The organism is Pseudoalteromonas amylolytica (assembly GCF_001854605.1).
GTDB lineage: Bacteria > Pseudomonadota > Gammaproteobacteria > Enterobacterales > Alteromonadaceae > Pseudoalteromonas > Pseudoalteromonas amylolytica.
Map to the genome: position 1 here is coordinate 225,118 of NZ_MKJU01000006.1, position 14,850 is coordinate 239,967.

13 protein-coding genes are annotated in these 14,850 nt (G+C 39.5%); 9 read left to right on the forward strand and 4 right to left on the reverse strand.

The genetic code is table 11. The features are described from left to right. Nucleotides 1-137: 137 nt before the first annotated feature. The 4 genes from BET10_RS02490 to BET10_RS02505 form a co-directional block, all read right to left on the reverse strand. On the reverse strand, nucleotides 138-1,427 hold the full coding sequence (locus tag BET10_RS02490; RefSeq protein WP_070983241.1) for an O-antigen ligase family protein: 1,290 nt from the start codon (nucleotides 1,425-1,427) through the stop codon (nucleotides 138-140). A 4-nt stretch (nucleotides 1,428-1,431) separates the two neighbouring features. Next, nucleotides 1,432-2,145, reverse strand: a complete 714-nt coding sequence (locus BET10_RS02495; RefSeq protein WP_083330404.1) for a WecB/TagA/CpsF family glycosyltransferase — start codon at nucleotides 2,143-2,145, stop codon at nucleotides 1,432-1,434. A gap of 65 nt (nucleotides 2,146-2,210) precedes the next feature. Next, nucleotides 2,211-2,447 (reverse strand): glycosyltransferase, encoded by a 237-nt coding sequence (locus BET10_RS22040; RefSeq protein ID WP_070983242.1) that lies wholly within the window; start codon nucleotides 2,445-2,447, stop codon nucleotides 2,211-2,213. Continuing rightward, a complete protein-coding gene (locus tag BET10_RS02505; RefSeq protein ID WP_070983243.1) occupies nucleotides 2,444-3,352 on the reverse strand; it encodes a Wzz/FepE/Etk N-terminal domain-containing protein in 909 nt (302 codons plus the stop codon). Before BET10_RS02505 ends, BET10_RS22040 begins: the two co-directional genes overlap by 4 nt. Before the next feature lie 476 nt (nucleotides 3,353-3,828). On the opposite strand from BET10_RS02505, the gene wecA reads away from it, so the two are divergent. From wecA to rfbB, 9 genes are all read left to right on the forward strand, one after another. Continuing rightward, nucleotides 3,829-4,875, forward strand: a complete 1,047-nt coding sequence (wecA, locus tag BET10_RS02510; RefSeq protein WP_070983244.1) for a UDP-N-acetylglucosamine--undecaprenyl-phosphate N-acetylglucosaminephosphotransferase — start codon at nucleotides 3,829-3,831, stop codon at nucleotides 4,873-4,875. 14 nt (nucleotides 4,876-4,889) lie between these two features. Continuing rightward, entirely contained in the window at nucleotides 4,890-6,074 is a 1,185-nt protein-coding gene (locus BET10_RS02515; RefSeq protein WP_070983427.1) for a nucleotide sugar dehydrogenase, read from the forward strand. Between the two features lie 206 nt (nucleotides 6,075-6,280). After that, nucleotides 6,281-6,757 (forward strand): transcription/translation regulatory transformer protein RfaH, encoded by a 477-nt coding sequence (gene rfaH, locus BET10_RS02520; protein ID WP_070983245.1) that lies wholly within the window; start codon nucleotides 6,281-6,283, stop codon nucleotides 6,755-6,757. Nucleotides 6,758-7,329: 572 nt separating this feature from the next. Continuing rightward, nucleotides 7,330-8,445 (forward strand): polysaccharide export protein, encoded by a 1,116-nt coding sequence (locus BET10_RS02525; protein WP_070983246.1) that lies wholly within the window; start codon nucleotides 7,330-7,332, stop codon nucleotides 8,443-8,445. Nucleotides 8,446-8,457: 12 nt separating this feature from the next. After that, a complete protein-coding gene (locus BET10_RS02530) occupies nucleotides 8,458-8,892 on the forward strand; it encodes a low molecular weight protein-tyrosine-phosphatase (RefSeq protein WP_070983247.1) in 435 nt (144 codons plus the stop codon). Nucleotides 8,893-8,906: 14 nt separating this feature from the next. Further along, complete coding sequence (locus BET10_RS02535) at nucleotides 8,907-11,141, forward strand: polysaccharide biosynthesis tyrosine autokinase (protein ID WP_070983248.1); 2,235 nt, start codon at nucleotides 8,907-8,909, stop codon at nucleotides 11,139-11,141. A gap of 248 nt (nucleotides 11,142-11,389) precedes the next feature. After that, complete coding sequence (tviB, locus tag BET10_RS02540) at nucleotides 11,390-12,664, forward strand: Vi polysaccharide biosynthesis UDP-N-acetylglucosamine C-6 dehydrogenase TviB (protein WP_205987518.1); 1,275 nt, start codon at nucleotides 11,390-11,392, stop codon at nucleotides 12,662-12,664. Nucleotides 12,665-12,746: 82 nt separating this feature from the next. After that, the gene (locus BET10_RS02545; RefSeq protein ID WP_070983250.1) at nucleotides 12,747-13,769 is read left to right on the forward strand and encodes an NAD-dependent epimerase/dehydratase family protein; all 1,023 of its coding nucleotides are present in this window, start codon (nucleotides 12,747-12,749) and stop codon (nucleotides 13,767-13,769) included. 7 nt (nucleotides 13,770-13,776) lie between these two features. Further along, nucleotides 13,777-14,847 carry a dTDP-glucose 4,6-dehydratase gene (gene rfbB / locus BET10_RS02550; protein WP_070983251.1) on the forward strand — a complete coding sequence of 357 codons (1,071 nt, stop codon included), beginning with the start codon at nucleotides 13,777-13,779 and terminating at the stop codon, nucleotides 14,845-14,847. Nucleotides 14,848-14,850 lie beyond the last annotated feature (3 nt).

The window sequence follows — 14,850 nt, forward strand, 5'->3', positions numbered from 1 at the left end:
TGTCAGTGCTGTATCGACCTCCACGAGTAAAGGTTTCACGGACATTGTTGTCGATAGTACCGACTTGAAGTGTACGGTAACGGACAATGACACACACGCAAACACCACGCAAGTAAAGGTCGGACGTGGCTACGCGTTTAGGCAGTACACGTTTCACCCTTCGTTTTAGATGGTAATACACTCGCTAATTTAGACCTATTGAGGTATTCAAGGTACGCCATCAATGCGACAACAAAGGCAGACCATATCGCTGAACGGTAGGCGTCCAAAGGGGTGCCTGTAAAGCCGTAAAGTATCGAAGATGCTATAGCAATATGACATGCAATACTTAGCTGTAAATGCTTAAAGCCTAAGGTCTCTACATTTCTTCTTGATGCAAAGCATATTCGTAGTGAATAAAAGTAGAAAGCTAAGAACAAAAGTGTAATGGCAATTAACCCAAATAGACCGTATCGGAATAAATAATCCAGAAATGTATTTTCTATAATTAGACCCTTTAAAGCATTAGGGGAGCCAGAGTACCAGTATGTTAGCCCTTCCTCTACAGCGACAATTATTTGGTTTTTCCTTGTCGATGTAGAACCATCCATTTCTCCGTTGCTTATCAGTTCTAGAAAGCGGCTGATGTATTCCAAGTTTAAATCTAACTTTATGAACGCAAGTACTGCTATAGATATAAAAAATAATTTAAGAGTTAGAAGTTTTTTAGCAATGCCCAAATTTAATATGACTGAAATTAAAGTGAAGTAAATAGCAATTAATGCCGTTGCTAAATAGCCCGTTTTAGATTGAGATAGAAAAATCGCTAAAAATATCAATACAATGAGTATTACTGAGGTCTTCTTTTGTTCCCCCATGAGAAATTCAAGAATATAGTATGCAAGGTAAAAACTTAATACGTAGCAGGTGATATAAACCCAGTCGAAACTGCCTGAAGCTCTGAACCCATATCCAGAATAAACTCTTTTAAAGCTGATGACTTTTAGAAAAGCTACATCGCCCAGTATAATTTGCAGTGCAATTAAGAGTAGTTGCAGAAGCAACATCACAAAAAGCACATTACTGATCTTTTTAAGATCCGTAATCTTGAAATGGGCTTGGAGTAGTGAGAAAAATGAGAACGTATAAAAGAATAGCAGCAGTGGCTTTATGAGTACTGCAAAATGAAACTCAGAGAACTTCTCCCAATTAGATGGAAATGTTATAAGCATAGCTAGCAGGGGCAAGAGGTAAACATAAGAGATTGCAGGCACTAGCGGACGGGTTCTAGTGACGAGTATTCCTATAGCCAACACTGCAAACATAACGATGAAATAAAACTTTTGCATTACAGATGGAGTTATTGACGGAATGAAATACGTCGGCCAGTAGAATAGTAAAAATATACAAGCATAAGTAACAAACTGAGAAAAGCTAGTGCGCTGCATTGGCTTATCTCTTTGTGATCATGTTGTAAAGGTAGCAAACTACAAATTTAGGATATTGGCGAATTACTCTATCTCGTACATGCTTATGCATTACGACTCTTTGTAGCCAACGCAATCCCAACTTTTTAATCATAGGATGATAGTAATCAGCTTTAATAGATGTCTGAGTTAAAAAGCCACCACAAGTAATAAACAGCATTGGCCGTGCAAGTGCTTTTTTGCCGTTTGCGCAAAAAGCTTCTTGATAAGGTGTTCCCATGCCAACCAAAACAACGTCAATATCGTGCGCTTCAAGCTCATTATATACAGCGCTAGCGTCTTTAATATAACCATTGCGATGGTAGCAAATATTGATATTTGGATATTGCTGCCTTAATACCTCAACCGCTTTGCTGTTCTCAGACTCTGTAGCCCCAATCACAGCGAGATTCAGTTTGCTCTCACTTACATACTGTAGAAATGATCCGGCTATTGAACTGTAGTCGAAGCTGGCACGTGTTATTTTTGGCAAAAATAGGTTATGCAGCTTGCATAGCAATGCGCCATCAGAGAAAAAGTAATCAATGCCATCGACAAGATCGTCGCGTTGCTGAAGTTCGTAATAAGAAAATGGGTTTACAAATGAAATTGCAACTGGTTTAGCGAAATTCAAAGCTTGCGTTCGGATATTTTCAAATTGCTCACCCGAGTGGATTTTCTTATTGAGTGATTTTTTCATAGTGACTTAAATAGCCTGCTGTTTGTCTGTAGTAAACTCATTAATGAAATGGCCATTGGCATTTTCTATTGCAACGTTTCTAGTGTGGCATGTGCCTTGGCTGATGAATTATGAAACACCCTGTTCTTACTGCTTTGTAGCAACTCATGGTATTCAACTGTGCCATCAGAAGAACCATCGTTGATAATTATGAGCTCCCAATTATCATAGCACTGAGGCCCTACACTCCTAACCGCACGTTTCGGGCTTTTTAAGCGATTGTGTGTGGGCATAAAGACAGTCACTAGTGACGGTTGCTTCATTTATTTCTCGCGATGTAAAACTGAACTAGATAAATCATTGAAACCAACAGACCACCAAGAAAGGTACAGATAATCACGATAAAAGCTCTTTTAGGGCCACTCTTTTCATCAGGAAAACTTGGCGGATCGATAGTTGTTAGAATGTATTCATCCTCGATTTCGGTCAGCATCTTTTGCTTCGTTTGTTCCTCTATCAAGCGATAAAAAACAACCTGCATATCAGAAACGTTAGTTTGTTCTAACTTATTATTTAAGTATTCGATACTTTTCTTTGCCTGATCAATATCGTAACGCTGCATAGTGGCGTTTAGCTCAACCACTAGCTGCTTGAGTATATCCTGAGCAATATAAGGGGAATGATGTTCATACGATATGCTATATAGGCCGCTTTTTTCTTTATCAATTGTAAGCGAGTCTGTCAGCTTGATATATGCTTCCCAAAGTTGTTTGCTTTCTTCTAAGTTTATGAACTTATTGCTTTTATTGTCATATATTTCATTGTCTAGATGTAGCGTGTTTGTTTCTGGATCCCAAGAATCGGATGCCAATAAAGGCACTCGTAAATCATTATCATCGATAAACTTGTATAGAAAGCTTTTACTTACCAGCTTGGCCAGTGCTACTTCCGTTTTAAATCCGTTGTCATTTGTAGCTGAGATCCCAGCAAGCGCAGCAAGACCACCAAGTTGCCCTCCTATGTCGCCGGAGTTACTTTTAAGGCTTTGAGTAGATGCGAGGATTGCTGTTGAACGATAAGTACTCGGTAAGCTTAACGCAAGTACAACACCCATAATAGCGCAGGCAAAGCTGATGCCTAATATTACTAATTTTGCTGACCACATGAACCGAACTAACTCGCCAAATTCTGGCGGCTCTTTACGCATGCTTAAAGTTGAGTTAGTCATTTAGGTAGACATCCCATAAATACAAAAGAAGCAGGATTATACAGAATTAAAAAAGATCAATAAACCTGATAATTGAAAGCAAAACGATATGAAATGTTAACATAAGGTGATGGTATGTTTTTGCTTGTATATAAATAACAACGACAGTTTGTTTCTGTCGTATAGAGCTGGTTGGATTCTGAACGACTACAGCAATAACATGTTGCTCATTCTCGATGCTTTTTCAATAGTTATTTTTGGCTTAACAAATAATAACAACTAAACTGTTTTTTTTTACCTCATTTCCCAGTAAAACATGTGGTGGATTGAGGTTTTCATAGTGCACTCATAACTCTCATCAGATATAATGCAGAACTTTGAGTGAGACTTCGAGCATTGCTTTTGTATGTATATGCCTCGAGTGTAGTGGTTTTATTCGGTGGTTTAAATATTTTAACTTTAAGTGGAAGAATACATATGAAGTTGGGGAGTCTTTAATGGAGCTCATGTTAGCCTTGTTTTTCTCGTTTGCTATGACTTTAGCAACGATTGGCTTAGTGCGACCAGTGGCTATTCGATTCAACTTAGTCGATAAACCAAACGAAAGAAAAAAGCATGAAGGGAACATTCCTCTGATTGGTGGTATTGCTGTGTTCAGTAGTGTGCTGATCACTGCAAGTCTATTCTTCCCATTTAGTACAGAACTTGCTAGCTACTTATTTGCTTCTGGCCTGATGGTGATATTAGGCGTTATGGATGATAAACACGACTTAAGTGTTAGATTCAGAGTGTTTTTCCAGGTAGTAGTGGCATCGCTAATGATTTTCTCAGTGGATAGTTATATTCAAGACTTAGGTAACATCCTCTTTTTTGGCGACATCAATCTAGCTTGGTTTGGTGTGATATTCACCTATGTTGCAGTCATTGGTATGATCAATGCGTTTAATATGGTTGATGGCATTGATGGTTTGTTGGGTTCTATGGCAATCATCACGCTCACAGCTATTTCTATTCTCCTGTTCAATAGCGGTCAAACGAGCTTGATCTCAATCTTATTGGTTGTCTCGCTTGTTCCTTATCTGATTTTTAACTTAGGTGTATTTGGCACACAATTTAAAAAGATATTTATGGGTGATGCCGGTAGTATGTTTATTGGTTTCACTGTTGTATGGCTACTTGTTACTAATACGCAAGGTGAAGTGAGTGCGTTCCGCCCCGTGACTGCTTTATGGGTAGTTGCTGTACCGTTGATGGATATGGCTGCAATTATTATTCGCCGCGTAAGAAAGGGTAAATCACCATTTAGTCCAGATAGAGACCATTTGCATCACATTTTTCTAAGAGCTGGCTTTACATCCAGACAAGCACTGTTTGTGATCTCTCTTATTGGTATTCTGTTTGCGGTTGTAGGCATTTTAGGTGAGCTTCTCGCTGTATCTGAATCGATCATGTTTTTCACCTTTTTAGGTATATTTTTCCTCTATAATTACGCCATTTTACACGTTTGGCGATTATTGAAGTGGTATAGAAAGCGTAAAGCTTGAAGATTCTACAACGCATGCAAAATGGAACACCTTTAAACATTACGGTTGTTGGCACCGGTTATGTTGGTTTATCTAATGCAATCTTATTCGCCCAGAATAACAAAGTCATTGCGTTAGATATCGTAAAAGAAAAGGTCGATATGCTAAACAACGGCCTTTCTCCGATAGAAGATAAAGATGTTTCAGACTTCCTAGCACGAAGAGATCTTCATTTAACAGCGACAACGGATAAAAAGCTGGCATATGAAAGCGCTGAAATTATCGTTATCGCAACGCCTACTGACTATGACCCAGAGACTAACTACTTTGATACATCGTCTGTTGAGGCAGTAATTAAAGATGTGATGGAATTTGCACCTTCTGCGTCTGTGTTCATTAAATCAACTGTTCCTGTAGGTTATACAAAGAGTATCAGAGAAAAATTTGGTATAGAGAACCTGACTTTTTCTCCCGAGTTTTTACGAGAAGGAAAGGCGCTTTATGACAATTTATATCCTTCTAGGGTGATTGTTGGTGGAGAGTGTGAGCGAGCTAAGCAGTTTGCTGGGTTGTTGGTGCAAGGCGCTAAAAAAGAAGATATTCCAGTTTTATTTACGGATTCAACGGAAGCTGAAGCGATCAAACTGTTCTCGAATACCTATTTGGCCATGCGTGTTGCTTACTTCAATGAGTTAGACAGCTATGCAGAGGCACATGGTTTATCCAGCCGCCAAATTATTGAAGGTGTAGGCTTAGACCCTCGCATAGGTAACCATTACAATAACCCTTCATTCGGCTATGGTGGTTACTGTTTGCCTAAAGATACTAAGCAGCTTTTGGCTAATTATAAAAATGTGCCAAATAACATGATTGCGGCCATTGTCGAGGCAAACACTACACGTAAAGATTTCATTGCAAACTCAATTCTTGCTAAAACCCCTGAAGTGGTTGGAATATATAGGCTAGTCATGAAGTCAGGCTCGGATAACTTTAGGGCTTCTGCGATACAAGGGGTAATGAAACGAATTAAAGCTAAGGGCGTTGCTGTTATTGTGTATGAACCTAGCTTTGCTGGAGAGCACTTCTATCATTCAGAAGTAGTTAAATCATTAGCTGTGCTTAAAGAGCGCAGTGATATTATTATTTCAAATAGAATGGTGGATGAGCTGATGGACGTGCAAGATAAAGTCTACACCAGAGATATCTTTAGGTGTGATTAACAATAGAAGCAGTTGTATTTTAGTACTGTCTTTACTTGGTTTGTTGCTTTAAGTGAGATAAACGGGTCGCTCACCACTGGATATGGCTGGCCCAAACTCTGGTAAAGTAAAGTGTCAATTGGCCGTTAAGCCTATGGACACTAAATATGATTCACGTATAATTGGCACCATTAATTGGAACCGTATACTTAACAATGGATTGTTGCATGGAACGCTGGTATTTACTCTATTGCAAGCCTAAACAAGAAGCTAGGGCTCAGGCAAATCTGTCCAATCAAGGGATAGAGTGTTGTTACCCCAAATACACAAAGCGGAAAACTGCTAATTCTCCATTAATTGAGCAGCCGTTGTTTCCTCGTTATCTTTTTGTAAAGCTTGATCCATATTCTGTTCATTTTTCTGCGGTAAAATACACGCGCGGTATTTCAGACTTCGTCCGTTATGGAACTAAACTTCAAGTCGTTCCAGATGGGCTTGTTGAGCAATTTAAGCAGCATAATACCCCTGAACTCGACTGTGAAATAACACAAGGTGATACAGTTCAAATATCAGAAGGTTGCTACAAAGATTTGCTTGCCATTTACCATCAGCCTGAAGGTGATATTCGCAGTGTGTTATTGATTAAACTACTCAACCAGCACGCCCCAGTTGTTGTGGATAATAGCTCTTTCAAGAAGATATAATCTGTATATCGGGTTGCAAACTGCTGAGTAAGTTCATGAATATTTTCAAACATAATGGTAGCTAGGGTCAGCTTTATATTCGGTGGCCCAGGTTTTCTATAGGTTTTTTGGTTAGTAAGTAATCACTAGGTTGCTGGTGTTTTTTACACCTGTTTTGTATTTTTGTGTGTATAAAAAAGCGGTAATCAATATAGATATTAGAAAAATAGATGTTGCATCGGTTGCAACATAGGTTGAGAAGTAAGATCAACCATTTATCAGCAATTAGGAGCTGTGACCTAAGGGCGGAAGCGTGCCTGAAAGCAGTATAACTGAATCAGAGCCATAAATTAATCTACTGTCGTTAGGCTGAATTTTTTAAATTTTAAATATAGTACGTTGAAAACGGTCTACGTAAGCGTCTTTTTAGTTGTACTTGAACTCATGAATACCAGCTCTTAGAGAGTAGGCTAAATAGTGTGCTTACTTGCGATTAACATTGGTGCATGGTTTAATTAGCCATCATAAAAAGGCGTTGCCGATATTTTTTAATCAGTAACAACAATCAATATTATATTTTTTGGGAAGATACAATGGCGCAAAGCTGTAAAACGATTATTGCTTCTACATTACTGCTGGCAATGAGTGGATGCACATTAGTACCTGGCGGTCATTTTGAAGGAATTGGGTCTGGCGAACAAACTGCGAATCTTGAGCGCGACTTAGAAAAGGTAAATATTCACATAATTGATTCTCAGCTAGTTCAAGAGCATAAGATAAAAAAAGCCAATCAAATTGATCGTTCATCACTTTCAGGTATCGACGTTTCAAATTATGAGTATCGTTTGGGTGTTGGTGACGTTATTACCATTGGTGTGTGGGATCACCCTGAACTAACTATTCCTGCTGCAGTACAAAGAACCGCAGAATTCGACGGTTTTAGAGTGCAAGCAGATGGTACGATTAACTTTGCTTATGCGCCAAAAGTCCCAGCTGCTGGCCGTACCGTGAATGAGCTTCGTAGTGATCTAGCTAAAAGGTTGAGTCGTGTTATTGAAGAGCCACAGATAGATGTGAAAGTTGTAGGGTTCAAGAGTCAAAAAGCCTACGTAACGGGTGAAGTAACTAAGCCTGGCGTCTATCCAATCACAGAAACACCTGTGACGCTAATTGATGCAATTAACCAAGCGGGCGGCTTAACAGAAAGCGCTGATTGGGAAACGGTAACATTTACGCGAGGCAACAAAACAGAAGTCATTCAGCTTGATGGCTTTTACTCTGAAGGTGATATCTCTCAAAACCGTTTACTACAACACGGTGACATCGTACATATCAGCCGTAATGATAAGCGTAATGTCTATGTTTTAGGCGATGTTATTAGGGCTGGTAAAGTTGACGTTAATCGTTATGGCTTGAGTCTGGCTGAAGCATTAACTGATGTAGGTGGTTTTAATGAGCGTACAGCGGATGCAAATGGTGTGTTTGTACTACGTAAGCGTGATTTACAAAAAGATGGTGTACTTGCTGACGTTTATCAGTTACATGCTAATAATGTTGCATCATTAGTGTTGGCAGAGCAGTTTGAACTTGAGCCTCAAGATATTGTTTATGTGACCAGTGCACCGCTTGCCCGTTGGAATAAAGTTATCAGTTTATTATTGCCTTCATTGTCTACAGTGGATGCAATTCAAGATATAGAAAATCAGTAATTGTGAGTACTCATGTTTGATAGCGTTTTAATGGTCTGCGCTGGCAATATTTGTCGCAGTCCTACAGCAGAATATCTGCTGAAAAGTAAATTGGCAGGTAAAAATATAAAAGTATCATCGGCCGGTTTAACTGCTTTAGAGGGAAAATCAGCCGACGCGATTGCGCAAGAGCTGGCTAAAGAACAAGGAATCGACATGAGCGAACATCAAGGTCGTCAGCTAGGCGCGACCTTGGTGTCACAAAACAGTCTTATTTTAGTAATGGAACACAGACATTTAGAAGATCTGTGTAACCGTTACCCTCAAGCTCGTGGCAAAACGTTTTTGCTAGGTAAATGGATAGGGGACAAAGAAATTCCCGATCCATATCGCCAATCAAGAGAGGCTTTTGAACACGTTTACGAGCTTATTGAAAGCGCCTGTGGCGCTTGGCAAAAGTATTTATAAGGAAAAGTGGGTATATGAATGCTCAGCCAAATTTAATTTCTCCGCAAAAGTCACAACGAGAAGAGAGTCAAGAAATTGACTTGATGGCTCTTTTGGGAGCATTACTCGATGCAAAGTGGTTTATTGCAGGAGTAACAGCTTTGTTTATGCTTCTTGGTGTTGCATATGCCATTTTTAGTACACCAATCTATCAAGCTACTGCGATGGTGCAAGTCGAAGAGAAAGGTGGTTCAGTCCCTGGCTTCGACGATATGTCAGGTATGTTTGAAAGTACCTCTGCAGCGGTAACTGAAATTGAACTGCTTAAGTCAAGAAGCGTAATAGGTGAAGCTGTTGACACATTGAATCTTGATACTGTAGTAGAGCCAAAATTATTTCCTCTCTTCGGGGGGAGAAGCTATCGCAAATTTGTAGCACAAGCAGAAGGAGAAGTCGCAGAGGCAAGCTTTGGCGCTGATTCATATGCTTGGGGTGGCGAGAAAGTTGAGATCCACCGCTTCAAAGTACCAAAAAGTGCAATTGGTAACGAGTTTGTTCTACAAGCAAGAGAAGATGATTCATTTGCCTTACTGACCAGTAGTGGTGATGAAATTCTTGCTGGTAATGTTGGAGAGGAAGTAAAACAGGGCGATTTTGAACTTACGATTAAAAAACTGATAGCGCGCCCTAATACTGAATTTTCGATTATTAAGCGTAATCGTCTACAAACAATTTTGGACTTGCAAAGCGCAATATCGGCTTCTGAGAAAGGCAAAGACTCCGGCATCATCAATTTATCACTTCAGGATAAATCCCCTGACTACGCAGAAAAAGTTCTTGATAAAGTTGCTGGTATTTATGTCCGGAGAAATGTTGAACGTAACAGTGCTGAAGCTCAGCAGTCCTTGGAGTTTTTAGAAGTTCAGCTACCAGAAGTTAAACGAAATCTAGAGCGCGCAGAAAAAGCTTTTAATGATTATCAGATCCGTCAGGAGTCGATCGACATTAGCTTAGAAACACAGGGCGTTTTAGAGCAAATAGTTGCGTTAGAAACTAAGCTGCAAGAGCTTGAATTAAAGCGCTTGGAGCTTGGACGGAAATTTAAACGTGAACACCCATCATATCGTGGTGTAGTTGAGCAAGTTGATACTGTTAAGCGTCAACGGAACGAATTAGCTGGTGAGGTTCAGGGATTACCAGAAACTCAACGAGAGCTATTACGTTTAAAGCGTGATGTAGAAGTCAATAATGAGATTTACACGTTACTCCTTGCTAAAACCCAAGAGTTAGACATTGTTCGAGCAGGTACTGTTGGTAATGTTCGAATAGTAGATTACGCAGAAGTAAATACGACTCAGCCAGTAAAGCCTAAGAAGGCACTAATTGTTGTGATGGCCACTATGCTTGGTGGCATGTTAGCAATTGCAGTTGTGCTTGTTCAAAAAGCGCTTCATCGAGGCATTGAAGATCCAGGTGAAATTGAATCTTTAGGTTTACCTGTCTATGCAAGCGTGCCATTTTCAGAATATCAATTGAAGCTCACTGGTTTTGCCAAAGCTAGAAAAGGCAAAATAGGGAAGGCTAAATCAATATTAGCCATGGATAACCCCGCAGATCTTTCTATTGAGGCATTAAGAAGTCTTCGAACCAGTTTACATTTTGCGATGTTAGAAGCTAAAAACAATGTTATTGCTATCTCTGGTCCAAGCCCTGGTGTTGGGAAATCTTTTATAACGGTCAACCTTGCGACTGTTTTGGCTCAAAGCGACAAACGCATCCTTGTCATAGATGCTGATATGCGAAAAGGCTATTTGCAAACTCAATTTGGCATGAAATGGGATGATGGTTTAAGTGATTATTTATCTGGGCGGCTAAACCTTGCGCAAGTCATTAAGCCAAGTCAAGTCGATGGCCTTCATGTGATAACTCGAGGTCAAATCCCTCCAAATCCGTCAGAGTTATTAATGCATGAAAACTTCAGTAAGCTGATTGCTGAAGTGAGTAAAATGTATGATCTAGTTATAGTTGATACCCCCCCGATACTAGCAGTTACCGATCCTGCGATTGTAGGTGCGCACGCAGGTACAACGCTGTTGGTTACGCGTTTTGGTCAAAATCATATAAAAGAGTTAGAGATAACCAGAAATCGATTTGAGCAAAATGGTATTGATGTGAAGGGTGTTGTATTTAACGGGGTTGTGCGCAAATCGTCGAATGCCTATGGTTACTATGGGTACTACAACTACGAGTACAAATCAGACAAAGCATAGTGGATTGTGTAGCGCGGCTTTATGTCGCGACACAAAATACAAACGCGCTCGTTGCCACACACTAATACAGAAAATTTACAAGTCGTGTAGCAGCGAGTTTTCCTTGCGATTTAATGATTTTGAAAGAGATGTGCTCATCAGGTACATCCTGTACTGAAAACTAAAGTTAAACTACAAGAACAGTCGCACATATTTCTTAAATTTCTTCTAGAGAAATCAAAATTAAACATTCACCACGCGAGATGTATATGGACTTAAATAAAGTAAAAATTGGCGTAATAGGGTTAGGTTACGTTGGCCTTCCTCTAGCGGTAGAGTTTGGGAAAAAATATGCAACACTTGGTTTTGACATTAATCAAAAACGTGTAAAGGAGCTACTGGAGGGGCATGACTCAACTCTAGAGGTGAGTGATGATGAATTAAAAGAAGCACCACATTTGCAATACTCGTATAATGTTGATGACCTTAAAATGTGCAACTTATACATTGTCACTGTGCCTACCCCTATAGATAAATACAAACAACCTGACTTAACGCCATTAATTAAAGCAAGTGAAATGCTAGGAAAGGTCGTTGATAAGGGAGATATTATCGTTTATGAGTCGACCGTATATCCAGGTGCAACAGAAGAAGCATGCTTACCAGTCGTAGAGAAAGTTTCGGGTCTTAAATTTAATCAAGACTTTTTTGCGGGGTATTCACCTGAGCGAATTAATCCGGGTGATAAAGAGCACAGAGTAATTAATATTTTAAAAGTAACCAGTGGTTCAACCCCAGAAGTCGCTGAGTTTATTGATCAATTATATAAATCAATTATTACCGCAGGCACACATAAAGCTAGTTCAATTAAAGTTGCAGAGGCTGCTAAGGTAATCGAGAACACTCAACGTGATGTAAATATTGCTTTAATCAACGAGCTCTCCATTATTTTTAATAAACTTAATATCGATACACTTGAAGTGCTTGAAGCTGCAGGCACCAAATGGAATTTCTTACCATTCCGCCCTGGTTTAGTTGGTGGGCATTGTATTGGTGTAGACCCGTATTATTTAACCCACAAAGCACAAAGTGTTGGCTATCATCCAGAGATGATTTTAGCGGGCCGCCGCTTAAATGATGGCATGGGTAAACATGTTGTATCTGAGCTTGTCAAAAAAATGCTTATAAGACGTATTCAGGTAGAAGGGGCAAATGTTTTGGTGATGGGACTAACCTTTAAGGAAAACTGCCCAGATCTTAGAAATACCAAAGTGGTGGATATTGTTGCAGAACTTGGCGAATACAATATCAACGTAGATATTATGGACCCTTGGTGTTCAAATGAAGCTGCGCAACATGAGTATGGCCTCTCACTGACAGAAGAGCACAAGCAAGGCTATTACGATGCGATTATCCTTGCAGTAGGTCACAGTGAGTTTAAAGAGCTCGGTGCTAAGGAAATTAAAAAGCTAGGCAAAAAAGAGCATGTTTTGTACGACTTAAAGTATGTGTTACCAAAACATGCGGTGGATATGCGCCTATAACAGACTACACATAGTCAAACTAGAAAGAATCATTTATTGATCCTGTCCAAATATTAGAACTAAAAAATCCAAAGAGTTTCTCATGTCACGTTACGAAGAAATTAAAGCTGAGCTACAAAACAATCCAAAAGTCTGGCTAGTCACTGGTGTGGCTGGTTTTATAGGCTCCAACCTACTTGAAACATTATTAAAGTTAGATCAAAAAGTAATAGGCCTAGATAACTTTGCGACAGGCCATCAATATAATTTAGATGAAGTACAAAGCTTAGTGTCTAAAGAGCAGTGGCAGCGATTTTCTTTTATTGAAGGTGACATTAGAGATTATGAGGCCTGTAAAAGAGCAGTAAGTAATGTTGATTACGTTTTACATCAAGCTGCACTTGGTTCAGTACCAAGGTCGATTGCAGACCCAATTACAAGTAACGCTGCTAATATAACTGGTTTTTTAAATATTCTCCAAGCTGCAAAAGAGGCCAAAGTAGAAAGCTTTACCTATGCAGCAAGTAGCTCGACTTACGGTGACCACCCAGCTTTACCTAAAGTTGAGGAGAACATAGGTAACCCTCTCTCTCCGTATGCGGTAACTAAATACGTAAATGAGCTCTATGCTGGAGTCTATGCTAAAACCTATGGTTTTAAATCAATTGGTCTGCGTTATTTTAATGTCTTTGGTAAGCGACAAGATCCAAATGGTGCATATGCTGCAGTAATTCCAAAGTGGACAGCAGCAATGATACAAGGTGATGATGTGTATATTAATGGCGATGGTGAAACCAGCCGTGATTTTTGCTTCATTGAAAATACAGTTCAAATGAACATATTGGCAGCAACGGCCCCAGATGAAGCGAAAGATGAAGTATATAATGTGGCTGTGGGTGATAGAACAACACTAAATGAATTATATAATGCCATAAGTTTTGCCCTTGGAGAGTGTGCTACTGAAGTAACTAAGACGCCAATCTATCGTAGCTTTAGGGCAGGTGATGTAAGGCATTCACAAGCTGATATAAGTAAAGGTTTTGATTTATTAGGGTATAAACCAGAATATCGTATCCTTGAGGGGATTAGTAAAGCTATGCCTTGGTATAAAAAGTTCTTAGGTTAAAACTGAAATGAAAATACTTGTTACAGGCGGAGCCGGATTCATTGGATCGGCAGTGATCCGCTATCTAATAAATGAAACTAATCACGAAGTTATTAACTTAGACAAACTAACGTATGCGGGTAACCTTGAGTCTCTGGAAAAAGTGGCGTCAAATGAACGCTATAATTTTGAACACGTAGATGTATGTGACGGGATTGAAGTAAAACGAGTTCTAGAGCATTATCGACCAAATATTATTATGCACTTGGCTGCTGAAAGTCATGTTGACCGTTCTATAGATGGGCCTGGCGAGTTTATGCATACTAATATTATTGGTACATATACTCTTCTTGAACAAGCGCGCCTGTATTACGCTAATCTTTCTCCTGAAGAGCAGCCACTTTTTAGATTTCATCATATATCAACTGATGAAGTTTATGGGGATCTTCCTCATCCTGATGATTATAAAGGGGAGCTACCTTGCTTTACTGAGCTAACCTCGTATAGCCCTAGCAGCCCATATTCTGCAAGCAAAGCAAGCTCAGATCATCTAGTACGTGCTTGGGCGCGTACCTATAGTTTACCTGTTGTTATAACTAACTGCTCGAATAACTATGGTCCATATCATTTCCCTGAAAAGTTAATACCTTTAATTATCCTAAATGCCATAGCAGATAAACCATTGCCAGTATACGGAAAGGGAAACCAAATTCGTGATTGGTTATATGTTGAGGACCATGCTGAGGCTTTAGTATTGGTTGCAACTGAAGGTAAGCTTGGTGAGACTTATAATATTGGCGGACACAATGAAAGGCGCAATATCGAAGTAGTAAACACAATATGCAAGATATTGGATGAAGTAAGGCCAAAATCTAGCAGCTACAGTGAGCTAATTACTTTTGTTAAAGATAGGCCAGGGCATGATATGCGTTATGCTATTGATGCTAGCAAAATCAAAAATACCTTAGGTTGGGTACCTAAGGAAACATTTGAAACAGGCTTACGGAAAACCGTCTTATGGTATTTAGAGAACGAGGCTTGGTGGAAAAATGTACTTTCTGGTGAATATGTATTGGAAAGGTTAGGAGTTGGAAAGTAAGGA